The organism is Pseudarthrobacter sp. NIBRBAC000502771 (genome assembly GCF_006517215.1).
GTDB lineage: Bacteria > Actinomycetota > Actinomycetes > Actinomycetales > Micrococcaceae > Arthrobacter > Arthrobacter niigatensis.
In genome coordinates this window covers 2,117,423-2,139,637 of record NZ_CP041187.1, presented here as the reverse complement: position 1 = coordinate 2,139,637, position 22,215 = coordinate 2,117,423, and the positions used below count along the sequence as shown (strand labels likewise).

At 67.3% G+C, this 22,215-nt stretch carries 25 protein-coding genes; 12 read left to right on the top strand and 13 right to left on the bottom strand.

Translation table 11 applies throughout. From position 1 onward, the window contains the following. Positions 1-104 precede the first annotated feature (104 nt). Positions 105-710: a TetR/AcrR family transcriptional regulator gene (locus NIBR502771_RS10000; protein ID WP_210411379.1), complete on the bottom strand. Its 606-nt coding sequence runs from the start codon at positions 708-710 to the stop codon at positions 105-107. Between the two features lie 68 nt (positions 711-778). On the opposite strand from NIBR502771_RS10000, the gene NIBR502771_RS09995 reads away from it, so the two are divergent. Then, entirely contained in the window at positions 779-1,141 is a 363-nt protein-coding gene (locus NIBR502771_RS09995; RefSeq protein ID WP_210411377.1) for a cytoplasmic protein, read from the top strand. Here NIBR502771_RS09995 and NIBR502771_RS09990 read toward each other — a convergent pair. Then, on the bottom strand, positions 1,138-1,815 hold the full coding sequence (locus NIBR502771_RS09990; protein ID WP_141159621.1) for a TetR/AcrR family transcriptional regulator: 678 nt from the start codon (positions 1,813-1,815) through the stop codon (positions 1,138-1,140). The genes NIBR502771_RS09995 and NIBR502771_RS09990 overlap by 4 nt on opposite strands. Before the next feature lie 133 nt (positions 1,816-1,948). Here NIBR502771_RS09990 and NIBR502771_RS09985 point away from each other — a divergent pair, with 133 nt between their 5' ends. Then, positions 1,949-3,079, top strand: coding sequence for an NAD(P)/FAD-dependent oxidoreductase (locus NIBR502771_RS09985; RefSeq protein WP_141159620.1), 1,131 nt, complete (start codon positions 1,949-1,951; stop codon positions 3,077-3,079). Here the strand turns inward: NIBR502771_RS09985 and NIBR502771_RS09980 are convergent. From NIBR502771_RS09980 to NIBR502771_RS09965, 4 genes are all read right to left on the bottom strand, one after another. After that, complete coding sequence (locus NIBR502771_RS09980) at positions 3,048-3,749, bottom strand: triacylglycerol lipase (RefSeq protein ID WP_141159619.1); 702 nt, start codon at positions 3,747-3,749, stop codon at positions 3,048-3,050. The genes NIBR502771_RS09985 and NIBR502771_RS09980 overlap by 32 nt on opposite strands. A gap of 119 nt (positions 3,750-3,868) precedes the next feature. Then, positions 3,869-5,086 (bottom strand): MFS transporter, encoded by a 1,218-nt coding sequence (locus NIBR502771_RS09975; RefSeq protein ID WP_141159618.1) that lies wholly within the window; start codon positions 5,084-5,086, stop codon positions 3,869-3,871. A 99-nt stretch (positions 5,087-5,185) separates the two neighbouring features. Continuing rightward, a complete protein-coding gene (locus NIBR502771_RS09970) occupies positions 5,186-5,617 on the bottom strand; it encodes a hypothetical protein (RefSeq protein WP_141159617.1) in 432 nt (143 codons plus the stop codon). A gap of 248 nt (positions 5,618-5,865) precedes the next feature. After that, on the bottom strand, positions 5,866-6,333 hold the full coding sequence (locus NIBR502771_RS09965) for an ANTAR domain-containing protein (protein WP_246839870.1): 468 nt from the start codon (positions 6,331-6,333) through the stop codon (positions 5,866-5,868). Between the two features lie 154 nt (positions 6,334-6,487). Here NIBR502771_RS09965 and NIBR502771_RS09960 point away from each other — a divergent pair, with 154 nt between their 5' ends. Continuing rightward, positions 6,488-6,829, top strand: coding sequence for a hypothetical protein (locus NIBR502771_RS09960; protein ID WP_141159616.1), 342 nt, complete (start codon positions 6,488-6,490; stop codon positions 6,827-6,829). A gap of 48 nt (positions 6,830-6,877) precedes the next feature. Here the strand turns inward: NIBR502771_RS09960 and trxB are convergent, their stop codons facing one another. Further along, positions 6,878-7,855 carry a thioredoxin-disulfide reductase gene (gene trxB / locus NIBR502771_RS09955; RefSeq protein WP_141159615.1) on the bottom strand — a complete coding sequence of 326 codons (978 nt, stop codon included), beginning with the start codon at positions 7,853-7,855 and terminating at the stop codon, positions 6,878-6,880. Positions 7,856-8,059: 204 nt separating this feature from the next. Here trxB and NIBR502771_RS09950 point away from each other — a divergent pair, with 204 nt between their 5' ends. Further along, positions 8,060-8,383 carry a hypothetical protein gene (locus NIBR502771_RS09950; RefSeq protein ID WP_141159614.1) on the top strand — a complete coding sequence of 108 codons (324 nt, stop codon included), beginning with the start codon at positions 8,060-8,062 and terminating at the stop codon, positions 8,381-8,383. A gap of 152 nt (positions 8,384-8,535) precedes the next feature. Here NIBR502771_RS09950 and NIBR502771_RS20960 read toward each other — a convergent pair whose 3' ends face one another. Both NIBR502771_RS20960 and NIBR502771_RS09940 read right to left on the bottom strand, forming a co-directional pair. After that, a complete protein-coding gene (locus NIBR502771_RS20960; protein WP_246839869.1) occupies positions 8,536-9,030 on the bottom strand; it encodes a hypothetical protein in 495 nt (164 codons plus the stop codon). Positions 9,031-9,093: 63 nt separating this feature from the next. Beyond that, entirely contained in the window at positions 9,094-9,612 is a 519-nt protein-coding gene (locus tag NIBR502771_RS09940; protein WP_141159613.1) for a MarR family winged helix-turn-helix transcriptional regulator, read from the bottom strand. Positions 9,613-9,835: 223 nt separating this feature from the next. Between NIBR502771_RS09940 and NIBR502771_RS09935 the strand changes: the two genes are divergently transcribed. Continuing rightward, on the top strand, positions 9,836-10,588 hold the full coding sequence (locus NIBR502771_RS09935) for an ANTAR domain-containing protein (protein WP_141159612.1): 753 nt from the start codon (positions 9,836-9,838) through the stop codon (positions 10,586-10,588). 297 nt (positions 10,589-10,885) lie between these two features. Beyond that, positions 10,886-11,032 (top strand): hypothetical protein, encoded by a 147-nt coding sequence (locus NIBR502771_RS20725; RefSeq protein ID WP_168223169.1) that lies wholly within the window; start codon positions 10,886-10,888, stop codon positions 11,030-11,032. Here the strand turns inward: NIBR502771_RS20725 and NIBR502771_RS09930 are convergent. Both NIBR502771_RS09930 and ftsW read right to left on the bottom strand, forming a co-directional pair. Beyond that, a complete protein-coding gene (locus NIBR502771_RS09930) occupies positions 11,029-12,279 on the bottom strand; it encodes an MFS transporter (protein ID WP_246839868.1) in 1,251 nt (416 codons plus the stop codon). The two genes, NIBR502771_RS20725 and NIBR502771_RS09930, sit on opposite strands and share 4 nt — an antisense overlap. Positions 12,280-12,298: 19 nt before the next feature. Continuing rightward, positions 12,299-13,606 carry a putative lipid II flippase FtsW gene (gene ftsW / locus NIBR502771_RS09925; protein WP_141159611.1) on the bottom strand — a complete coding sequence of 436 codons (1,308 nt, stop codon included), beginning with the start codon at positions 13,604-13,606 and terminating at the stop codon, positions 12,299-12,301. Between the two features lie 201 nt (positions 13,607-13,807). Between ftsW and NIBR502771_RS09920 the strand changes: the two genes are divergently transcribed. From NIBR502771_RS09920 to NIBR502771_RS09910, 3 genes are all read left to right on the top strand, one after another. Further along, positions 13,808-15,346, top strand: a complete 1,539-nt coding sequence (locus tag NIBR502771_RS09920; RefSeq protein WP_141159610.1) for an LCP family protein — start codon at positions 13,808-13,810, stop codon at positions 15,344-15,346. A gap of 115 nt (positions 15,347-15,461) precedes the next feature. Further along, positions 15,462-15,788: a helix-turn-helix transcriptional regulator gene (locus NIBR502771_RS09915; RefSeq protein ID WP_141159609.1), complete on the top strand. Its 327-nt coding sequence runs from the start codon at positions 15,462-15,464 to the stop codon at positions 15,786-15,788. Continuing rightward, on the top strand, positions 15,785-16,534 hold the full coding sequence (locus NIBR502771_RS09910) for a cation transporter (protein WP_371706643.1): 750 nt from the start codon (positions 15,785-15,787) through the stop codon (positions 16,532-16,534). Before NIBR502771_RS09915 ends, NIBR502771_RS09910 begins: the two co-directional genes overlap by 4 nt. Before the next feature lie 34 nt (positions 16,535-16,568). Here NIBR502771_RS09910 and NIBR502771_RS09905 read toward each other — a convergent pair whose 3' ends face one another. After that, positions 16,569-17,774 carry an acyltransferase gene (locus tag NIBR502771_RS09905; RefSeq protein WP_246839867.1) on the bottom strand — a complete coding sequence of 402 codons (1,206 nt, stop codon included), beginning with the start codon at positions 17,772-17,774 and terminating at the stop codon, positions 16,569-16,571. Between the two features lie 105 nt (positions 17,775-17,879). On the opposite strand from NIBR502771_RS09905, the gene NIBR502771_RS09900 reads away from it, so the two are divergent. Then, positions 17,880-18,617, top strand: a complete 738-nt coding sequence (locus tag NIBR502771_RS09900) for a GAF and ANTAR domain-containing protein (RefSeq protein WP_141159608.1) — start codon at positions 17,880-17,882, stop codon at positions 18,615-18,617. A 327-nt stretch (positions 18,618-18,944) separates the two neighbouring features. Here NIBR502771_RS09900 and NIBR502771_RS09895 read toward each other — a convergent pair whose 3' ends face one another. Next, positions 18,945-20,396: an FAD-dependent monooxygenase gene (locus tag NIBR502771_RS09895; RefSeq protein WP_141159607.1), complete on the bottom strand. Its 1,452-nt coding sequence runs from the start codon at positions 20,394-20,396 to the stop codon at positions 18,945-18,947. 160 nt (positions 20,397-20,556) lie between these two features. Between NIBR502771_RS09895 and NIBR502771_RS09890 the strand changes: the two genes are divergently transcribed. Together NIBR502771_RS09890 and NIBR502771_RS09885 are read left to right on the top strand one after the other, a co-directional pair. Beyond that, on the top strand, positions 20,557-20,919 hold the full coding sequence (locus tag NIBR502771_RS09890; RefSeq protein WP_246839866.1) for a YciI family protein: 363 nt from the start codon (positions 20,557-20,559) through the stop codon (positions 20,917-20,919). Next, a complete protein-coding gene (locus NIBR502771_RS09885; protein ID WP_141159606.1) occupies positions 20,919-22,193 on the top strand; it encodes an RNA polymerase sigma factor in 1,275 nt (424 codons plus the stop codon). Before NIBR502771_RS09890 ends, NIBR502771_RS09885 begins: the two co-directional genes overlap by 1 nt. Positions 22,194-22,215: the final 22 nt, after the last annotated feature.

Below are 22,215 nucleotides of genomic sequence, written 5' to 3'. Positions count from 1 at the left end.
AGTCAACAAATCCTCAAGGTATTTGAAAGTTCAACCGAGGCCTGACCTGCGCTTCTACCTCAAATGCCGCCCTTGGCGCCTCGCCTGCCGGGGCACCGCGGCAGCTACTGTTGCCGGCTCATTTCGGCGCCAAGAATGTCCAGTGCGTTGGCACGCATGGCACTGAACGCCTGGTCCGGCCGCAGACCTGCCACATCCCGCAGCCAGACGTAAGGTTCAATCCCGGCAACAGCCCTAAGCCGCACGGCCAGGGCGGCGGTGTCGATTCCGGATCCGTTGGATTCCAGCGGCGCCAGGGCGTCGCGGTACCAGCCCACGGCGCGGCCGCCGCGCAGGGCGGGCCGGGCAGCGCCGGGAGTCAGGGACAGCCGCAAGGACGCCCGCAGCTGCGGTTCCCAGGCGCGGATGAACTCGAAGTGCGCCTCCAGGGTGCGTTCCAGGCGGGCACGGATGTCCGACGGCGGATCCTCACCAAGCAGCGACCCCAGCCCGGTTTCGGGGAGGGCCGCGTGCAGGAGGGCCTCCTTGTCCGGGAAGTAGCGGTAGGCAGTGGTCCGGGATATACCGGCAATGGCGGCGACTTCCGCAACCGACGGATCCTGCCCGTCCTTCAGCAGGTCCCGGAGCGAAGACACCAGCTCTTCACGGGTGCGCGACTTCTGCCGGGTCCTTCCGGTCTCCAGATATTTTTCATTGTGGCGTACGGACACAAGACTTATGATACAGACGTACCGTTATGGTACGGATGTCCCATAAAAGACTCATCGAGGGGTTTCCCGTGGCCGATCCCATTGCAGTGAATCCGCAGCACTACCGGCTCGTCTTCGAAAACGACCGGGTCCGCGTCCTCGAGTACAGCGACGGCCCCGGAGACACCACCGGCACCCATTCCCACCCTGACAGCGTGATGGTGACGCTCAGTTCCTTCACCCGCCGCCTCCGTTCAGGAGACCGGGAAGCGGATGTGGACCTGCGGGCAGGGCAGGCCCGCTGGCTCGACGCGCAGGAACATTCCGGGACGAATACCGGCTCCACGCCTACACACTGCCTTTTTATCGAGCTGAAGGAGCCACGTCTGGAGAGCCCCGGCCGTGATAAGCCGGCCACCCAGGCCGCCCCCCTTGGCCCCGCCGATTCCTAGCTGCCGGACAGCCCCCCGGGCCGGCCCCCTGCCAGCAGCAGTCGGCACCACGCATCGGCCAGCCATTCGGCGAACTGCCCGGGCGCCCACCCGCGCTGGCCCACCAGCAGCACCCAGTACTCGGGACCGTTCATACTCCAGACAACATCGGCAAGTTCAGCGGCCGGGCGGTCCGTCCGCAGCTCGCCGGTGGCGGCAAGGTCCTCCACGAACTTAAGCATGTTGGCGGCCCGCCGTTCGGAGATCTCGGTCCAGAGCGCTGCGCAGTCCGGGTCATTGCCCGCGGCATCGCGAAGGGCCAGATAAACCGGCGCCAGGCGGGGCTGGATGCCGGCCAGCGCGTGCGCATAGATCGAAATTTTCCGGGCCGCCCCGCTCGCCTCCCGCAGGCGGATCACATAGTCCCGTTGTTCAGCGGGCACGGCCTGGCCGGTGCCCGAGATGGCCGTTTCCACCACTTCACGCATGAGGTCCGGCTTCCGCCCGATGGTGGCATAGATGGTGTCGACGGCCACTCCGGCCCGCCGCGCAATGCCCGCCACGGTGGTGGACCGGTACCCCTCCCCCACAAAGAGTTCGCGGGCGGCAACCAGCACGGCCTCGCGGGTGGCGGCCGCCTGCTCCTTCCGCCGGGGCGAGTGGTAGCGGCGCGCGGGGGCATTGACTTCACTCATTGCCGGGCCTAGCCTTATTTCATCCGAATACTATTCGGATGAATTGTAGCAGGAAGACCCGGACCGCAGCGCAGGGCACTGGCACAGCGCACCGCGTCGACGCAACGGAACAGGGGCGGAAGGGCAGGGCACCATGTCAGAGCACTTCGACACCGTAGTGATAGGCGGCGGCCAGGCAGGCCTGGCCATGGGCTACCACTTGTCCCGCGCCAGGCGTTCGTTCGTGATCCTCGATGAGAACCCACGGACCGGAGACAGCTGGCGCACCCGCTGGGACTCCCTCAGGCTCTTCACCCCTGCCCGCTACGACGCCCTTCCCGGCAGCCGCTATCCCGCCCCGCCCTGGTCCTACCCGTCGCGTGAAGAATTCGCCAACTACCTCAGCAGCTATGCGCAGACGTTCCACCTGCCCGTCAGGCACAATTGCAGGGTCACCCGCCTCAGCCACAACGGAAACAGTTTCACCATCGAAACTGACGGCCAAAACCTGGCGGCAGACAACGTGGTGGTCGCCCCCGGCTGGGACCGCAAGCCAAAGGTGCCGGCCTTCGCTGGCCAGCTCAGCCCGGATATCAGGCAGCTCACGGCGGGCACCTATAAGGGCCCAAGGGACCTGGCAGCAGGCCCCGTCCTGGTGGTCGGGGCAGGCAACTCCGGAGCCGACGTCGCGCTTGAACTCGCGTCCACCCACAAGGTTTATCTTTCGGGCCGGCACCCGGGCCAGATCCCCTGGCCGATCGACGCCGTGGCGGCCCGCCCGCTCACCCTCGCCGTCTTCTTCGCCTTCTCACACATCGTGAACCTCAACACGCCCGCCGGACGGAAAGCCCGGCCGCACATCCTCGCCCACAGCGGGCCGTTGGTCCGGGTGAAGGACCGTGACCTGGTGCGTGCCGGCGTCGAACGTGTCCCCAGGACGGAAGGCGCCATAGACGGCCGCCCACAGCTCGCGGACGGCAGAACGCTTGATATCACCAACGTCATTTGGTGCACAGGTTTCCGGCCGGACCTGGCGTGGATTGACCTGCCGGTGACCGGCCCGGACGGGGAGCCGGAGCAGGTCCGCGGCGTAGCCAAAACGCAGGGGCTGTATTTCCTGGGGGCCACCTTCCAGCAGTCGCTGGCGTCCTCGATGGTGAACGGCGTGGGCAGGGATGCGGCCTTCATCGCCCGGCACATCGCCGCAAGAGCGCCGCGGCCAGCAAATGCACTGGGCAACGCGGCCGGCACAGTCAGGCCGGAAGGTTCAGCTGCTCCACAATGATGCGGGCCGTAGCGGGGTCGCCAAGGATACGGAAATGCCCCGCCACCGGCAGCTCAATGTTGGTGGCCCCGGGCAGGACGCTCCCCTCCGGAATGTGTGGATCGAACGGCCCGTACAGGGAAGTGATGCGGCTGTTGACGGTCTGCTCGCGCGCCATCTGGAGGGTCAGGGCGTTCCGCGGCGAGAAGATCCGCAGGCTGGGAAGCAGCATGTAACGGGCGTAGCGCGAGCCGGAAAACGGCGAGCACACAGCGATCATCCGGTCGATCCGGTGTTCGGGATCCAGGGACAGCATGGTGTACTTGCCGATCAGGCCGCCCTTGCTGTGCGCCACCAGGATGGCATCGCGCAACCCCGCCTCCTCAAGGTGCTGCGCCACCAGCTTGGCGCCGTCCGGCACCTTCAGTTTGTTGCGCTGGAGCACCGTGACCACATGCACCGGGTGCCCGGCGTCGTGGATGGCCTGGATAAGCGGCATCATGAACTGCCAGTTTTCGTACACGCCGGGAATGATCACCACGGGTGCGCGGGTCCCGTTGCGGAAGGACGCCGGCTGCACGCGCGAGAAAAATCCGCGGACCTGCCAGACCGCGGCGTACACGTAGTCCTGCGCCCACCACACAGCCTTCTGCAGCGGACTGATGCGGGCAGCGGCGCCGGGATCACTCATGAGTCGAGAATAGCCGCGCCGCGCGCCCTACCCACCAACAGGCCGCGCCAACACGCCCTGTTGCCCTATCAGGTATAGCCGCCAAAGCCCCGGTTTAGGGACCATATCTGATGGAGCAACTAGTAGTTGCGGCGGTGCTTCAGGCGGGGAATCACGACGGCGAACACGGCCGCCGCCGCGAACCCCAGGACACCCGTGGCGGCGATGCCCGGGCCCAGGGAGGCAAGCGCGGTCACCCCGGAGAGGAGGACCGGCCCCCCGGTGGACCCGGCGTCGGCCATGAACCGCCAGAGGCCCAGGAACTGCCCGCGGCCGCGGTCCGGCGAGAAATCGGCACCGAGGGTCATTACCAGCCCGGAGCTGATGCCGTTGCCAAACCCGATCAGCAGCGCGGCCAGCAGCAACCCCACGAAGGACCCTGTCAGCGGGATCAGGAGCAGGGCGGTCCCCATAAGCAGCGTGGAGGGTACGGCCACCCACTGCCGGCCTTTGCGGTCCATGAGCTTTCCGGCCGGGTAGAACACCAGCATGTCGATAGCGCCGGACAGCCCGTAGATCAGGGAGGCGGAGGTGGCGTCCATGCCCAGATGGTCGGACCAGAGTGGGATTACCACCTGCCGGGAGGACCGCAGCGCGCTGAGCAGCAGGATGCCCACCCCCAGCGAAAGGAACACGCCCGCATGGGACACCGCAACGCTGCGGAGCGTGGGCTGGGGCCCGGCGTCCGCACCCGTGCGTACCTCCGGCGTCGTTAGGTCCGGGATGGTGAGGGACAGCAGGGCGGCGGCCGCCATGGCCACCACGCCCACCCAGTAGGCGCCGGCGATGCCGAAGAACTGCATCACCGCCGCCCCCGCAAACGGGCCGATGAACACCCCGATCCGGTTCACGCCGCCCAGCGTGGACAGCGCGCGGGCACGGAACGCCACGGGTACCGCCTCGGTGAGGTATTTTTGCCGCGCCAGGCCAAACACTGCTCCGGACATCCCGACGACGGTCATCGCCACGGCGAGCAGCCACAGCCCGTTCGGTGCCAGTGAGGACGTGGCGGCGGCCGCCAGGGCCAGGCCGGCGGCGACGGCGGCCCCCACGATGGACCAGCGTTCACCGAATCGCAGGGTCACCAGGGACGCGGGCAGGTTGAAGAACCAGGACCCCAGCCCGATCAATGTGACGATCAGCGCTGCCACCGCCACCGAGGCACCAAGGTCGCGGGCGGACAACGCCACCACCGGCAGGATGGCACCTTGCCCGATTCCGAAAAGCAAGGTGGGGCCGAAGGCGGCCACTGCAATGCTGCGCAGGTTGAAGGGCTCGGGGTCGTCCGGGGAAGTCATCAGATTTATCCTATGGCCGCCCGATCCGGACCTCCCGCATTGGCAGGGGTGCCAGGAGTTTCCGGGGCCGCCCTGATGGTCCTGCGGTTCGGCCGGCCCTCAGCGTGCCCGCGGCTCCAGCCCGGCAAGGGCGCGGAACAGGTTCACCAGTTCCACGACGGCACCGATGATCGAGCCCACGATTCCGAGGACCAGGAAGACACGCACCAGGATGGGCCAGCCGGACCAGGCAGTGCCGAAGTCGAAAGGGAAGACGTCCCAGAGACGCAGCATGGCGGCCACCCCGATGCCTATGACCACAAGGTTTCCCAGTGCCAGCAGCGCCCTGGAGCGGATCAGCACGCACACGAGGTTCACTACGATGCCGGCGATCAACGAGGCATTGATCAGGCCCAGGGCCCTTGCCATGTCCGCCGTCAGGAACGGCAGCACCTGCCACCCGGGCCAGATGTTGATCCCGTACAGCAGCAGGGCGTTGATGATCGCGGAGCCTATGTTGCCGCTGCGGCCAGCACTGGTCCTGTTTGCCATCGCCACCCTCCTCACCGGTTGCCTGGCTCCCCCCCCCGCCGCAGCGCCCCTAATCCGGCATCGGTTGCTTCGTACCGGTCGTTTTTACAGCGCTCAAAACGGCAGATACCCAGCAATCGATGCAGGGAGGGGGCTGCTGGGCGCCAGCGGACGTGCAACCAGAGTCGCGCAGGGCGTGCGACGGCGGGAAGTGCCGAAGGTCCCACGGGCGCCGGCGGGAGCCGGGCCGGGAGAATGCTGCCGGGGAATCAGTAGCCCGCCAGCAGTTCATCGGCCTTGCCGTCCGCCGCGGCGTTCACCAGTTCTTCTGCAACAAAACGCAGCTTGGTGTTGGTGTGCTGGCTCCTGGTGGCCAGGACCTGGAACGCCGCCGGCCCGTCCACACCCCGCAGCGCCATGACAACGCCCTTGGCCTGCTCGATCAGGGCCTTGTGTCCGTAGGCCCCCCCAATGGCCTCCTCTGCCGCATGCTGGGACTCGATCCGCAGGCTCTGGGTCACGTCCACCATGAACCCGCGGACGTACCCGACGTGGCCCGAAGGATCGGCAATGGCCTGGACTGCGGAAAAAACGCGCCGCTCCTTGCCGCGCACGTCAATGACCCGTTGGAGGAGCGCGCCTTGGCCGCCGCCGTCCAGCAACTTTTCCCAGAGGGCGCGGACAGGCTCCCGGTCCAGCGGATGCTTGTGGGCCATGAAGAGTTCCAGGGTGGGCACCACCTCTCCTGGCTTGAGGCCGTGGATGCCGAACACCCGCTTTTGGCGCGGCCGCCCCGTAAAAATGCGGGGGTCACAACTTGCCCGCGAAGGAGTAGCGTTCGCCTTATGGGGCGCCGATGATCTGCGCCCACAGCCAAGGGGAGGTCATTTCATGGGTGAAGTGTGGATCCGCACGCTGGGCAACGGGTTGGTCCGGGCAGACCGGGTCACGGAAATTTCATCCACCCGGGGGTCCCTTCACGAGGACAGCGGGTATTCATTGAAAGTCATCGTGGACGGCAAGGGCCACGTGCTGATCGACGACGGCGGTCTGGAGGGTTCGCTGCCCGAGCGGCTGGAATACGCCAGGCACATGGAAGACGCCCTGCTGCTGGCCATCGACGAGGCGCGCGAGAGCGACCCGTCCATGGTGATCTCATACGAGCCGGAACGCGAGCGCTGGTCCTCAGCACCGGTTTCGGTCTTAACGGGAAGGCTCCCCGAAGTCGTCTGACCTGGGGAGCCATCGCGCTGCACAGCATTTAGTCGCACTGCACAGCATTTAGTTGTGTGTCGGCTCCTCCACCAGGGCTGTGGCGATGCTGGCGGCGTCCTCCAGAGCGGCCAGGAAGCGCTCGGCGTCAAGGGCCGCCGCGCAGCCGGTGCCTGCTGCGGTGATGGCCTGCCGGTAGCGGTGGTCCACGGCATCGCCGCAGGCGAAGACGCCGGGCAGGTTGGTGCACGTAGTGGGCGCGTCCACCTTGATGTAGCCTTCGTCGTCCAGGTCCACCTGGCCGGCCACCAGGTCGGTGCGGGGCAGGTGGCCGATGGCCACGAAGATGCCGGTGGCGTCCTGGTGCCGGGTTTCGCCGGTACGGGTGTCCGTCAGGGTCACGCCGCTGACCTTGCCATCGCCGTGGATGGCCGTCACGGCGGAGTTCCAGGCGAAGCGGATCTTGGGATTGTCCTTGGCTCGCTGGGCCATGATCCGGGAGGCGCGGAGCTCACCCTTGCGGACCACGACGGTGACAGACTTTCCGAAGCGGGTCAGGAAGGTTGCTTCCTCCATGGCGGAGTCGCCACCGCCCACCACGATGATGTCCTGCTCGCGGAAGAAGAACCCGTCGCAGGTGGCGCACCAGGAGACGCCGTGGCCGCTGAACTTTTTCTCCTCAGGCAGGCCGAGTTCCTTGTAGGCGGAACCGGTGGCCAGGATGACGGCCTGGGCCTCGTACGTCTCCCCCGCTCCGGTGACCACGCGCTTGACCGGACCTTTCAGGTCGACGGACGTGGCGTCGTCGTACTCTATGCGCGCGCCGAACTTTTCCGCCTGCTGCTGCAGCCCGTCCATCAGCTCCGGGCCCTGGACGCCGCCGGGGAAGCCCGGGAAGTTCTCCACCTCGGTGGTGTTCATCAGGGCGCCGCCGGCGGTCACGGATCCTGCCAGCACCAGGGGGTTCAATCCGGCGCGGGCGGCGTAGATGGCGGCGGTGTAGCCGGAGGGGCCTGAGCCGATAATGATCAGCTGTTCTTTGCTCATTGCGTGTCCTTCGGGGGCGGTGCGGAAGAGGCGTGCCTTGATCTCATCACGGAATGGCACGGCAGGGCCAACGACGGCGTCGATGTAACAAACGTCACTGTGTTGCGCACATCACATTGGTTGCCTAATCTGGTTGAGGCTTAAGCAAATAGGTCATGCAAGAAGCTGCAGCGTCGCAGCCAATGCCGGGGAAGGCTTTACATCTTGAACTCTAAGCTGAACATCGTGGTCCGGGTCGATCTGGACCACAGCAAGGCCCAGGTGATTGCAACGGGGCATATCACCATCCACAGCGTCAACGCCCTCTACGTAGTTGCAAAGCGTGCCAACTCCCTTAGGGGAGGCCTGGACCTGGAGCTTGATATCTCTGGCGCCTGGGTGGATGCGGAGGCGCTGGAAATGCTCCACGCCTCGTCCGAAACGAGGCAGCTGCCCGCGAGGATCGACCCCGACCAGGCACCCTGCACCATCAGCGTGCTCGCTGGCCGCCGGCATCCGCGCACCGCGCCGGTACGGCTGGCTGCCTAAAACTCCCGGCCGCTCGCCGCGCCCACAATTCGGGCCAGAGCAGGCCGCCACCGCTTTTCTTCCGCTTCCAACAGCCCGAAGTGCAGCTGCATCTGAACATACGGATGGCTGCACTTCGGGCTGTCAGGAGCTTTCCGGACTTTGCCCGGGACCTACAGCAACCCGGTGCCGCCGGCGAGGACGTCCTGGAGTTCCGCCGCGCTCAGGCCGGCGGCCCTGCCCAGGGCTTCCCCTTCGGCACCTCGCTTCGAAGCGCTCCTGACGGCGTTCTCGAACAGCTCCTGGGCCGTGTCAAGTTCCCACTGAAGGCTCTCCACCCTGGCTGATGCCAGCCGGACGGATTCCAGCGGGTCACCGGCTGGCGCACTGTCCATGGTGTAGCCGCAGGTGCAGGACCATTCGGATGAGGCGAGCTCGAGGGGCGCCCACCCCAACGATGCGATGGGGACGGGTCCGGCGGTCATGGCCACGCCGCAGTGGAAAGGCGCGGCCGGCTCATCAAGGTCCACAGGCCCGCCAGGCTCCTCCGGCAGCGCGGGGGCTGCGGGCTCCCCCGGCTCCATCGGGGCCAGCTGGAGCTGGAAATCGTCATGGGCCTGGACAGGGATCGATTGTTCCGCTGCCTGAGGTTCAAGTACTGCAGTCATGCGATCCCGCCATCCGATAGTTATCAAACAATGTAGCTAGTCTAACTAGGATTACCGTCTTGTCTACCGGAGTCCGGCAACCGGGCTCGATTCCACGGCATCCACCGCTTCACGCATGCGCAGCAGGAAGTTCATGACGGCAGTGATTTCCTCCGGCGTGAGCGACTCGGCGGCCTCCAGCATGCGCTTGTGCAGCTGGTTGAGGTTGTGCCGCACCTCATCGTCGGCTCCCGGGGTGGGCCGAAGGATGACGGCACGCCGGTCGGAGGGGTGGGGTTCGCGGATCACGTGGCCGGCAGCGACCAGGCGGTCCACGAGGCCGGTCATCGACGCGGAGGTAATACCGAGGCGGGCAGCGAGCTGCGAGGGCCGAATGCCAACACCCGCCGCTTCCGCATCGATCAGGTACCGAAGTGCCAGGAGGTCGGTCTCCCCCATCGCGGCCGAGGAGCGGGTGCGCCGTCTCATGGCGCTCTCGGACGTCCGGAACTCCCGCAAAGCATTGATCACGTCGACGGCTCCGGGCCGGTCACCCCCGGCAGGTGGGTACCAGTAGCTTTCGCCTGCACCATGCGGGTTCATGCGAATTCCTTCGATATCCTACTTGCTTGGCCGTCTAACAAACCCATGGTAGCCCACTTGCCGCCCGCCCACCTCCCCGCAAAAGAAACGAACAGGTATCTCCGAGGGCTCCGGGGGAAAAGTAGAGTACCGGCTACTCGTGCCGCGCCCCGGCCCGGACCAATAGGTTTTTGTGCAATCCCCGGCAGCACGGCCTTGGGGTAATGGCAGATGGGGGTGCGGGGTGGCTGATGGCCCGGCGAACAATGAGGGGCCCGATCGGCAGGGGTTCCTGCTGGACCTGATGACCGGGGCTGACGACGAGGCGGCATCCCTGCAAAAGCTTGCGTACGCCTCCGCCCGCTGGCTCAGCAGCACGGCAGGAACCGGGGTTGAGTGTGCTGCGGTGCTGTACCGGCAGCGGGGCAGCACCGCCACAGCGGGAAGCACCACGGAGGCGGCAGCCGTTGCAGCCTCCGAAGACGAGTACTCGGACGGCCCGGCCGCGCTGGGCTCCACCCTGGCCGCGCCCACGGTGGTCAGCCAGGCAGGCTCACGCTGGCAGGCCTACCGGAGGCGCTTGCTGGAGCAGGGCTTTGGCGCAGCCCTGGTCCTGCCCCTGGAGCTGCATCCGGGGGTCTCGGCCGCCTTGGTGTTCCTGGGCCCGCCCAATCACGTATTCACCCCCAGGGTCACCAGTGAGGCGGCGTGGTTCGGCGGGGTGGCATCGCGCAGCCTGAAACTGGCCCTGGACGTCCACGGCGTGGTCCGCGCCGGCGACAACCTGAAGCAGGTCCTGGAGAGCCGCACCAGCATCGACGTTGCCTGCGGCGTGATCATGGCGCAGAACCGGTGCTCCTACGCGGAGGCGTTCAGCAGGCTGGCGGGAACGTCGAGGAACCGCAACCTCAAAGTACGCAGCGTGGCGGACAGCATCCTGAAGGCCATGCCCAGCGGCGCACCCCGAACGCGCTTCGAACCCCCGGCGATCGCGTAGCCGGCCGGCCGGGCTACGCCTGGTGCCGCGCCCGTGCCTTGATGAAGCCGGCGGCTACGAGTCCTGCACATCCGAGTGAAGCCAGCATGCCGCCGAGAGCCACGATGTAATCGGTGATGGTCATTGTCCTGCGCTCCTTCCGTACTGCGTGATGGGGCCAAGCTACGCGGCGAAACTCAGTGTTCCCTGAAGAATCGCCAGCAGGTTTGGTCAAGATCCGGTCACGGGGAATGCGGGGATCCACATACTTTTGGTCCTTGATCTTTCGTTTGCGGTGGCTTTCCGTATTATTCATGCATGTGGACTAAACAAAGCCAGAGCTTCTGCCCCACCTGCGGCAGGACCACCAATCACGTCACCCACTTCCAAAAGGACGACGCCGGTTCCCTGGTTGCGGACGTCCGCTGCATTGAGTGCCCGGAGGTCGCCGGAGCGGTTGCCTAGGAGGATTCGGTTCCCGGAGACTGCGGTCCAGGGCGTCCGGCATGGGGACGGACGACGACGAAGATCACCATGGCGGCAGCCTGCACAGCCGTGACGGTAACGGCGAGGGCAAGAGTTGAGTACTCGTAAAGCCACCCGATGAGGAAACTTCCCGCCAGCCACGCGAGGCCGTAGCACGCGGTGAACATCCCGTAGGCGCTCCCCCGGCGGGCAACCGGAGCCAGCCCGGCGACGCCGGCCCGCATGGTGCTTTCCTGGACGCCCATGGCCGCTCCCCACACCAGTACGCCGGCCACGGCCAGCGCCGTGTTGTTGCTGAAACCCAGCCACGGCACCGCAGCCGCCAGGACGGGAAGGACCAGCAGGACTCTCAACCCCACCCGGTCAAAGAGCCAGCCGGAAACCAGTGCGGCGACGGCGTCCACTCCCATGGCTGCCGCATAGAGGACAGGCACCACGGCGGGCGGCAGGAGCCCGGCAGCCACCAGATGGAATGAGAGCAGCCCGAACGTGGCGTAGCCGAACATGGTCAGGCTGCTGAATGCGGCATAGAGCCAGTACTGCCGGGGCATGGCGGCGGCTTTGCCGGACACGGCGCCGGCATCGCCGTGGACAGGGCCGCTTTCGCCGGGAACAGGACCGACGGCCCGGGCGTCGGCCGGCTCGAAGAGGCCAGGGTCAGGGACCCTCCGCCGCAGCCAGAAGAGGATCATCATGGCTACCAGTCCGGGGACAGCCAGCAACAGGAACCCCGGACCGTAGCTGCCCGAAAGGGCCAGTGCCGCCCCCACCAGCAGCGGCCCCAGCAATGCCCCCACCTGGTCCAGGGCCTCATGCAGCGCGAACGCCTTCCCCTGGCCCATCGCGGATCCTGCCTCTGCCAGCATGGTGTCCTTGGCGGGGCTCCGAACCGCCTTGCCCAGCCGCTCCGCCAGGACCAGGAGGCAGGCGATCCACAGCGCGTCCGTGAGTCCAAGCAGCGGAACGGAAACGGCCGTCAGGGCGTATCCGCCGATCGCCAGCGCCCACCGCAGCCCGGGATTGTCCGCAAGCCGGCCGAACACCAGGCGGAGGACCAGGGCGACTGCCTCGCCGGCGCCGGTGACAACGCTGACCAGGAGCGCTGACGCGCCCAGCGCGCCCAGGTACGGGCCGGTGACACTGCGGGCGCCCTCGTACACCATGTCCATCAGTGCGCTGATGATCCCGAAGGCCAGGATGAAGCGGATGGCGGTCAAGGGCGCCACGGGACCCCTCCCGGCGGCGCTAGCGCTGATGGGCATGCTCCCGGACCTGATTCGCGGTACGGCCGGCCAACGCACCGCTTGGCGTGGCCTCCTTCGGCCCGGCACTGCGGAAGCCGCGGCCCCGGCGGCTTCCGACGCGGCCAGGGGGAACAGTTCCTTCGGGGCGCGTCACGGCCAGGATCACCCCGATTCCGGCGAGGGAGGAGACCATGGCCGAGCCGCCGTAGGAGATGAACGGCAAGGGCACGCCAATCACCGGCAGCAGCCCGCTGACCATGGCGATGTTGATGACCGCCTGGCCCAGGATCCAGGTGATGATGCTGCACGCGACGGTCCTGGAGAACGTGTCCGTGGTGCGGGCGATGGTCTTGAACACGGCAATGGCCAGGATGGCGAACAGGCCCAGCACCAGCAGCGACCCGGCAAAGCCGAGTTCCTCGCCCAGGATGGAGAAGATGAAGTCGTTGTGGGCCTCCGGGATCCAGTTCCATTTCTGCCGGCTCTGGCCCAGTCCCACGCCGAACCAGCTGCCGGAGGCCAGCGCGTAGGCTCCGTGCTGCGCCTGGTAGCCCATGCCCTGGGCGTCCTCGTCGGAGCCCATGCCCAGCCAGGAGGAGATCCGCCCCATCCTGTTGCCGCTGGTGGCCGCAAGTATCAGGGCCGCCGCCACGCAGATGAGCCCGGCCACGGAAAACACCTTCATCCGCACGCCGCCATAGAACATGGTGGCGGCGAGGATCAGCATGATGATCATGGTGGTCCCCAGGTCATGCCCCAGCGCCACGACGCCCATGATCAGCGCTCCGGCCGGCGCCAGCGGGATGACCGCGTGTTTCCACTGCCCCAGCAGGGCCTGCTTCCGGTCCAGGATGCCGGCGCCCCACACGATCAGCGACAGTTTGGCGAACTCCGACGGCTGGGCGGTGAAGCCGCCCACGCTCAGCCAGTTCCGGTTGCCGTTCACGGACATGCCCAACGGCGTGAACACCAGCACCAGGGCGAACAGGGAACCGATCAGCAGCGGCCAGCCCAGCCACCGGATCCGCCGCACGGATGTGCGGGCCAGCGCCAGCATGATCACCACGCCGGCCACGGTCCACATGGCCTGCTTGAGCGGAAGGTCATACGGGTTGTTTCCTGCGGCCACGGATTCCACCGACGACGCCGATGCCACCTCCACGAGTCCGATCGCCGAGAGCGTGAGGACCACCGCCAGGATCAGCGGGCGGAGGCGTCCCGGGGAGTCGTCCTCCAGCCACACCGCCAGTTTGCCCAGCCCGCGGCGGCCAGGCCGGCCCGTTCCGCGCTGTTTTTGTCCTGTATCCATTTGTCCGTTCCTCAGCCTGCACACCCGGGCTTTCCCACGGCCGGGCCCATCTCCGGGGCGGGTCCCGCCGAGAAGAAAGAGTACGCCCCCGCGCCCCGGCCGGGGCGCCGGGACACCCGTCACCGCCACGGTTCTGGGCGAATTGCCAGCTTCGGCGTGTACCGTAGCGGAAACCTGTCCCCTCCCGAAGGTCATTTTTTCGTGTTCGGTTCCAAAAAATCCCGCGGCCCGGAACAGGACGCCGCCAACTCCCCCGCCTACCCCGGCCAGGGTGAGCTGTACGCCGCCAGTTCGCGCCGCCGTCGGCCTTTCCGCCGCGCTCCCCGCTGGGTCAAAGCCGTCACCGCCGTGGTGTCCGTGCTGCTCCTGGGCGTCCTGGCGTTCGGCGGCTACTGGGCGTGGCGCCTGCAGTCCAATATCAGCACCTCCGAGCTGACCGCCGGTGGCCAGCGGACCGAAGGTGCCGTCAATGACAGCACGGACCGGCTGCAGATCCTGGTCCTTGGTTCGGACACCCGGAGCGGAAACAACAGCCAGTACGGCACCGCGGACCAGTCCTCCGGCTACGGCCAGTCTGATGTGATGATGCTGCTGGACATCTCGGCGGACAACAAGCACGTCAACGTGGTCAGCTTCCCGCGCGACCTGATGGTGGACGTTCCGGCGTGCACGGATTCCAAGACCAACCAGGCATATCCCGAGCAGAAGAGCGCGATGATCAACAGCGCCATGGCCCAGGCCGGCATCGGCTGCGCGGTGGATACGGTGAACAAGCTCACGGGCCTGGAAGTGGACCACTTCATGATGGCGGACTTCAACGCGGTCAAGGAGCTCTCCAACGCCGTCGGCGGCGTGGAGGTCTGCGTCACCGCTGCCGTCAACGATCCCGATTCGCACCTGGACCTGCCGGCCGGCAAGTCGCAGGTGCAGGGCGACCAGGCGCTGGCGTTCCTGCGCACCCGGCACGCCTTCGCCAATGGTGGGGACCTGGGCCGCATCCAGGCGCAGCAGGCCTTCCTGGCCTCGCTGAGCCGCAAGCTCAAGTCCGAAGGAACCCTGGGCAACCCCCAGAAGACGCTGACCATCGCCGACACGATCACCAAAAACCTCACGGTGGATTCGGGATTGTCCTCCATCCCGTCGCTGCTCACCATCGCCAACCGGCTGAAGAACATCGATCCCGCCAACATCAACTTCATCACCACCCCCACGGTCCCGTCCCCGCAGGACCCCAACCGGCTGACCCTCGATGAACCGGCGGCGTCCAACTTCTTCGCCGCCCTCCGCAACAGCCCGGACCTGAGCCAGCCCGCCCCCGCGGCGCCCACGGAGGCGCCCGCAATCCCCGCGGCACCGGCCTACGACAAGTCGCTGCAGCCGATCTCCATCGCCAACGGCACCGGGGTGGCTGGCCGGAGCACCGCGATTGCCGGACTGCTCTCCGACGCCGGCTTCACCAAGGTGACCAAGCTGCAGGCCCAGGCGCAAAGCCAGACCATGGTGTACTACTCCGCCGGGTTCGAGGACGTGGCAGCCGATGTCGCGGCACTGTTCGGCCTGCCGGCCACGAGCGTCCAGCAGGTGGCGAACATCCAGGGCGTGCAACTGTACGCAGGCACGGACTTTGCCACCGGCACCAAGCCCGCCGCACCGCCGTCGTCCGCAGACTCCTCCGGCAGCGTGGTGGCACAGACCGGCAGCGACCAGACCTGCCAGTCGGCCAATCCGGCTGGCTACTAGCCCCACGCCCCTCGCGGGATGGCAGTTGACGGCAATCGCGGCTGCCGCCGGGACTGCCATCTCGCGGGCACAATCCAGCTTTGCCTGAATACAGGCACCGCTGTACTTTGGGAGCATGGAGACTCTGACTCATGCTCCCGTGCTGGCCCGCTTCGGTTATGCCGTTTCGGACCCCACCCGCGCGCGGGTGCTGCTGGCCCTTGCGGAAGCCCCGTCCTACCCGTCCGACCTGGCGGACAGCCTGGCCGTGTCCCGCCAAAGCATGTCCAACCACCTGACCTGCCTGCGCGGCTGTGGCCTGGTGGTTGCCGTGCCGGACGGGCGGCGGAGCCGGTACGAACTGGCGGACGCGCGGATCGGGCATGCCATCAAGGACCTGCTGAACGTTGTCCTGGCCGTTGACCCTGCGTGCTGCGCGCCTGACGGGGAGTGCCTGGCGTGACCGGGGCACTTACTGAACCCGGCACTGACCGCCGGCGCATGCTGAGCCGGCGGATCAGGCTCTTCGCAGCAGCCACCATCACCTACAACGTGGTCGAGGCCATCGTGGCACTCTGGGCCGGCGGCGCTGCGGATTCATCCGCGTTGATCGGCTTCGGCTTGGACTCGGTAATCGAGGTGGCCTCAGCGCTGGCGCTCTCGTGGCAGTTCTCCGCCAAGGATCCCGAACGCCGCGAACACCTGACCCTGCGGATCATCGCCATATCGTTTTTCGCACTGGCAGCGTTCGTCGCCGCGGACTCCCTCCGGTCCATGGCCGGGGGCGGCGAAGCGCAGCATTCCCTGCCGGGCATCATTATCGCGGCGCTGAGCCTGGCCATCATGCCCGTGCTCTCCTGGGCACAGCGCCGCGCCGGGCGGGAGCTCGGGTCCAGGACGGCCGTCGCTGACTCCAAGCAGACGCTCCTGTGCACGTACCTCTCCGCGGTGCTGTTGGCCGGGCTCGTCCTGAACAGCACCCTGGGCTGGTGGTGGGCAGACGCCGGAGCAGCGCTTGTCATCGCCGCCATCGCCGTCCGCGAGGGCATCAACGCCTGGCGCGGGGACGCCTGCTGCGCTGTGCCGCAGCGGGCGGATGCCGTTGGCGACCGGCAGGAGGGTTGTTGCGCGGACTGTTCGGCCTCCAGCCCGGAGCATGGATCAGAGGGCAGGCCGCAGCTGGGACTGCCGCCCATCAGGAAGAGCTGAACTCCGGACCGGTTGGACGGAGGGGGGTGTGGGCCTAGCCGACTGAGGCCGTCACGGGTTCCTTGGCTGGTTCCGGGATGGAACGGACGACGACGGGTTCCAGCTTTTGGTTCGCCCAGAGCCGGAGCGGCCGTTCCACCCAGCGGAACGATCCGTACGCCAGCAGCACCGTCAGCACGGCCGTCAGCGCGATGCGGAGGGGCAGCGCCGGGATCAGCGGCATCAGCAACAGGTAGACCGGCAGGTGCCAAAGGTACATCGCGTAGGACAGGTCGCGGCCCGGACGTGCCAGCCACGGATGGCTGAAGATGCGGGACAGGAACCCGGCCGGCTGGAGGACCAGCGAACCGATGAGCACAGCCGAAACCAGGGCGAGCGCCGTGGGTCCCACGGTCCAGAAGGTGTTGAACCAGGCTCCGGGGGCATCGGGTTCCTTCAGCAGGAACAGGGCCGCCACCAAGGTGGCTGCGGCCAGCGGAGCGCTCCAGCGGGCAGCCGATGCCAGGGCGCGGTGCAACGTGGAGCCCTCTCGGACCGCGGTGAACAGCAGGGCAAGGGCGCAGCCGATCAGCAGTTCGTCGGCCCGGGTGTCCGGTCCGTTGTAGATTCGGTCCAGGGGCTGGCCCGCATTGACCAGCAGGAAGCGGTTCAGCACGAAAGCGGCAGCCAGGCCCATGGTGGCGAAGGCTGCTGTGCGGACTTTCCAAAACCGGAGCATCCCCAGCAGGAGCAGCGGCCACACCAGGTAGAACTGTTCCTCGACGGCGAGGGTCCAGGTGGGACCCAGGGTTTCGCCGGCTATGGAGTCGCCGAACACGCCGAAGTGGGCCAGGTTCATCACATAGGCGGCGGCGGGAAGGACGAATCCCGCCTGGCCGCCCCAGCCGGAGGCGGGGAACAGAAGGCCCGCGGTGACAATCACTGCGCAGAGCGCCAGGAGCGCGGGCCAAAGCCGCGCCAGGCGCTTGGCGTAGAAGATGCCAAGGTGCAGCCGTCGGGTGGCGATCCACTCCTTCATGATCAGGAGTGTGATCACAAAGCCGCTTAGGGTGAAGAACACGTCCACGCCGATGGAGCCGCCCGGCATTGAGTCGGTGGCCGTGTGGAAGAAGAAGACGCCGGCCACGGCGATGATCCGGAGCCCATCCAGGGCATGCTTGCGCCCGGCCAGGAGCCCCGCGGGGGGTGCTGCCGGTCCGGCTGATACTGACAGATTTACGCTGCTTGACCTCAAAACCACTAAGCAAGCATATATAACGTTTCCATAACTGCGCTGACCCGCGGCTGGGCGGAAGCTGGGAGCGGGGCCCTTGTGGGGGCTGGCCGCCGCTCCTACATTGAAGACATGGTGGAACAGGACAAGGCAGAAGACCTGGAAGAGCTCGTGGACCTCATCGCCGGCATGGAGGACATCAAATCCGTGCTCGACGATCTCACCGGGTTTGCGGCAGCCACCATGACCAAAAGCACGGGACAGCCCATCGAGTGCGCTGTAACGCTCCACCGCCGCAAGCGCACTGCCACCATCGGCGGCAGCAGCGGCCGGGCGGTGGTGCTGGACCGGATTGAACAATCACTGGGAGACGGGCCATGCATCGAGGCCCTGGACACCGGCGTTCCGGTCCTGCTGGGAGACGTATCGGTGGACCAGCGGTGGCCCGAATACGGCAAGGCCCTTTCAGCCGCGGGCGTCGCCAGTTCCCTGGGTATCCCGATGAAGCTGGAGGACGACGGCGGCGCGGTCCTGGACTTCTTCGCTCCCGTGAGCGGGCTCTTCGATGAGCCGGCCGTGGCCGACGCCATGAGGTTCGGCGAGATGGCGGGCAAGGCGCTGCGGCTCGCGGTGCGGATCGCCTCGGCAGACCAGCGCGCAGAAAATTTGAAGGCGGCGATGGACACGAGGACGGTCATAGACGTTGCCTGCGGAATTATCATGGCCCAAAACAATTGCAGAAAAGACCAGGCTTTTGAGCTTCTCCGCAGCGCGTCAAGCACCCGGAATCGGAAGCTCAACGAGATTGCAGAAGCACTGGTCAGCGGCTTTTCCGGCCCAGTGTCCGTCAAGGCGCACTTCGACGACTGAAGGTTGCGGGATGCCCGGGAGCCAGCCACGCTGCTGGCCCCCGGAATGAACGACGGGATGTGGCCCACCCCCGAAAATTGGATACCCTGGGCCACATCCGCGTCAGCTTTGCGGACGGTTGCTTGCCCAAGAATGGTTTTCTCGATCCCGCACCGGATGGCGGGCGGCGATAGAAAGGGTTTCCCTAGGCGGCAACACTGAGGCCACCTGCCTGACCCGGACCTCAGCCTAACAAACCGTGCCTGCCGGCAATAGAGGGTGTTCCCGCAGATTTTGCTCAATTTCCCCCAATTAATGCATCCGTGGCGCGGGACGGACTTTGGGTCCTCACGGGCCTGCCGGGCCGAACCACTTGGGCAGGGCCTCGGTGAGCCCGTCCGCTGAGCCCTGCCCCACCCACGCGACGTAGCCGTCGGGCCGGACCAGGACTGCCGTGGGCGCAGCAACGGCCCCCAGCACGGGAAGCTGCCACGCGGCGTCGTACGTTGCGCGGGTGTGCACCACACGCCCGGCCCAGGAGCCGGGCTCCAGCGCCGGGCCGCCGACTTCCAGCAGCAGGGGCCGGGCACTGTGCAGCAGCGAATACACGGTGGCGGGCCCGGCCGCGGTGGCCAGGTCCAGGTCCGGCATCCGGCGGCCCAGGAGCGGGTGGCCCGGGCCAGGGTGGTAGGCGACGTCGAGTCCGGTGATAAGCGCCGCGATGGGCGTGCCGGCGCCATCGACGCTGAGCACCTCGCCGAGCAGGTCCCGCAGGGCTTCCTGCCGGGGATCGGCCTTCTGGAAGAGGGACTGTGCCATGGTGTACTTGAGGGCCCGCTCCCCCGCCGGGTGCCGCTCTGCGTGGTACGTGTCCAACAGATCCTCGCTGGAGACGCCGCGCACCACCTGCCCCAGTTTCCAGCCGAGGTTTACCGCGTCCTGCAGCCCCAGGCCGATGCCGAGCCCGCCCGTCGGTGAGTGGACATGGGCGGCATCCCCGGCCAGCAGCACCCTGCCCTTCCGGTACGCCCCCGCCTGCCGGGTGGCGTCGGTGAAGCGTGAGAGCCAGGTGGGGCTGTGCACGCCGAAATCGGTGCCGAAGACCTCTGACAGTGCCTCCCGCAGGTCTGCCAGGGTGGGCTCGGCGGCCGGCCCCAGGGAGGCTTCGGTGACCACCACCCGGACCATGCCGCCGCCCATCGGGTACAGCCCGTGGATGCCGCGCGCATCCACCTTCCCCTGCTGGCCCGGTTCCCCGGCCACCTTCACCTCGGCGATCAGGCTGCTCCGGGTAGCGTCCGGGCCCACCATGGGAATGCCGGCGGACCGCCGCACCACGCTGCGCCCGCCGTCGGTGCCCACAACGTAGCGGCCCCGCACGGGCCCGCCGCCGGCCAGCTGGACCTCCGCGCCGTCGTCGTCCGGCGATACTCCGGTGACCTCAACGCCGCGCCGGATCTCCACGCCCAGACCCTGCACCCACTCGAGCAGCAGCTGCTCGATGTGGTTCTGGAACAGCGCCAGCGTGTACGGGTGGCGGGTGGGCAGGCCGCCCAAATCCAGCTGGGTATTGCCGAAGGATGCAGTCTGGACCGTCTTGCCCGCGGCGAGGAACCGGTCCGCAATGCCGCGCTGGTCCAGCAGTTCGATGGTGCGCGAATGGATGCCCCCGCCGCGGGAACCGGCCAGTTCCTGGGACGCGCGCCGCTCCAGCACCACGGCGTCCACCCCCGCCAGCCGCAGTTCCCCCGCCAGCATCAGCCCCGTGGGCCCGCACCCTACAATCACTACGTCGTGCATGTTGCCCCCTGTCCACGTTTCCGACCGCCAGTATGCGGCACCCCCGGGGCCTTGCGGCAAGGCCCCCATAACGGGGTACGTTGGAAATGGAAAGAGACTGTTGTCGATTTCCGCTTCCGCCGTGCGTCGTATGGGTAGGAGCTTCTCCAATGGAGGGCCCTTGACCACAACAGAACGGGAGCACGACATGTCCAAATACCTGATCCTCATCTACCAGGACGAGGCAGTGGCCAGGCAGGCCGACGGCGAATCCATCAGCGCCAGCTACCAGGAGTTCCAGCAGCGGCGCGGCTCCTCGCTGCTCGGCGGAGCGGCCCTGCACCCATCCTCCACGGCCACGTCGCTGCGGCGGGACGGCTCAGGCGGCTTCACCGTGGCTGATGGCCCGTTCGTGGAGTCAAAGGAAACCTTGGGCGGCTATTACATGATCGAGGCAGCAGACCTCGATGAGGCCCTGGAGATCGCCCGGGAGGTACCCGCCGGCGTCGGGGTCGAGGTCTGGCCGGTGAGGGTGGCAAACTGATGCCGCAGGCCGCCAGCGCAGAGGTTGCTGCCGCCGTTGCGGATGCGCACCGCCGGGAGTGGGCGTTCGTGCTGGCGGCCACGGTGCGGGTTGCCGAAGACATCGACGCAGCCGAGGAAGCTGTGCAGGACGCCTACGCCAAGGCGCTGGCAACCTGGGGCGGCAACGGAATCCCGCAGAACCCGGGGGCATGGCTGACGGTGGCGGCCCGACGCCGGGCCCTGGACCTTCGCCGCCGCGCCGCCACGGCAGAGCGGGCGCTGCCCAAGCTTCTTGTCCCCGGGGAGAGCGGCGGCGCCGAGGAGACAGGAAGCGACGAAGGTGGCATTCCCGATGACAGGCTCCGGCTGATTTTCACCTGCTGCCACCCGGCCCTGGCGTTCGAGGCCCGGGTGGCACTGACGCTGCGGCTGCTCTGCGGGCTGTCCACTGCCGAGGTGGCGCGGGCGTTCCTGGTCCCGGAAGCCACCATGGCTGCCCGCATCACAAGGGTCAAGAATAAGATCGCGGCTGCGAACATCCCGTACCGGGTGCCCGCGGCATCGGAGCTGGATGATCGGCTGGACGGGGTGCTGGCGGTGGTCTACCTGGTGTACGCCACCGGGCACACGTCTCCGTCGGGAGCGGACTTAATGCGCCGCGACCTCGCCGAACGGGGGCTCGAGCTGGCCAGGATGCTGCACGTCCTGCTCCCCGGCAATACCGATGTTGCCGGCCTCCTGGCCCTAATCCTGCTCACCGAAGCCCGCACCGGCGCCCGGCTGGACGGACACCGGGACATTGTCCTGCTCGAAAACCAGGACCGGTCCAAGTGGGACCGGCAGGCGATCGAGGAAGGGCTGGCGCTGCTGCGGGAAGCACTGGCTGCACGGCCACCGGGCCGCTTCGCGCTCATGGCCGCCATCGCCGCCGTCCACGACGAAAGCGGCTCCTGGGCGGATACCGACTGGGACGAGATCCTGGGACTGTATGACCTGCTGATGGAAAGGTGGCCCTCCCCGGTGGTCCGGCTCAACCGCGCCATCGCCCTTGGCTTCGCCGCTGGCCCGGCAGAAGGTTTGGCGGAACTGGATGCATTGGGAGCCGAACCGCAGCTCGCCCGGTACCCCTATCTTGCGGCCGCTCGCGGCGATTTCCTGGTCAGGCTTGGCCGCGCAGGGGAAGCGCAGGTGGCGTTTGGCGAGGCCCTGATCCTGGCCGGCAATGAGGTGGAACAGCAGTTCCTTCGCAGCCGCCTTGCCGGACTTGCCAAGGGGCTGCCAGGGCAAAGGTAAAGCTCCTCCACCAGGGGCTTTA

Excerpts from the sequence above, each read along its gene's own strand:
- NIBR502771_RS09990 (WP_141159621.1), bottom strand. The coding sequence starts at position 1,815 with ATGAGTGAAGTCAATGCCCCCGCGCGCCGCTACCACTCGCCCCGGCGG.
- NIBR502771_RS09985 (WP_141159620.1), top strand. The coding sequence starts at position 1,949 with ATGTCAGAGCACTTCGACACCGTAGTGATAGGCGGCGGCCAGGCAGGC.
- NIBR502771_RS09980 (WP_141159619.1), bottom strand. The coding sequence starts at position 3,749 with ATGAGTGATCCCGGCGCCGCTGCCCGCATCAGTCCGCTGCAGAAGGCT.
- NIBR502771_RS09975 (WP_141159618.1), bottom strand. The coding sequence starts at position 5,086 with ATGACTTCCCCGGACGACCCCGAGCCCTTCAACCTGCGCAGCATTGCA.
- NIBR502771_RS09970 (WP_141159617.1), bottom strand. The coding sequence starts at position 5,617 with ATGGCAAACAGGACCAGTGCTGGCCGCAGCGGCAACATAGGCTCCGCG.
- NIBR502771_RS09960 (WP_141159616.1), top strand. The coding sequence starts at position 6,488 with ATGGGTGAAGTGTGGATCCGCACGCTGGGCAACGGGTTGGTCCGGGCA.
- trxB (WP_141159615.1), bottom strand. The coding sequence starts at position 7,855 with ATGAGCAAAGAACAGCTGATCATTATCGGCTCAGGCCCCTCCGGCTAC.
- NIBR502771_RS20960 (WP_246839869.1), bottom strand. The coding sequence starts at position 9,030 with ATGACTGCAGTACTTGAACCTCAGGCAGCGGAACAATCGATCCCTGTC.
- NIBR502771_RS09940 (WP_141159613.1), bottom strand. The coding sequence starts at position 9,612 with ATGAACCCGCATGGTGCAGGCGAAAGCTACTGGTACCCACCTGCCGGG.
- NIBR502771_RS20725 (WP_168223169.1), top strand. The coding sequence starts at position 10,886 with ATGTGGACTAAACAAAGCCAGAGCTTCTGCCCCACCTGCGGCAGGACC.
- ftsW (WP_141159611.1), bottom strand. The coding sequence starts at position 13,606 with ATGGATACAGGACAAAAACAGCGCGGAACGGGCCGGCCTGGCCGCCGC.
- NIBR502771_RS09915 (WP_141159609.1), top strand. The coding sequence starts at position 15,462 with ATGGAGACTCTGACTCATGCTCCCGTGCTGGCCCGCTTCGGTTATGCC.
- NIBR502771_RS09900 (WP_141159608.1), top strand. The coding sequence starts at position 17,880 with ATGGTGGAACAGGACAAGGCAGAAGACCTGGAAGAGCTCGTGGACCTC.
- NIBR502771_RS09895 (WP_141159607.1), bottom strand. The coding sequence starts at position 20,396 with ATGCACGACGTAGTGATTGTAGGGTGCGGGCCCACGGGGCTGATGCTG.
- NIBR502771_RS09885 (WP_141159606.1), top strand. The coding sequence starts at position 20,919 with ATGCCGCAGGCCGCCAGCGCAGAGGTTGCTGCCGCCGTTGCGGATGCG.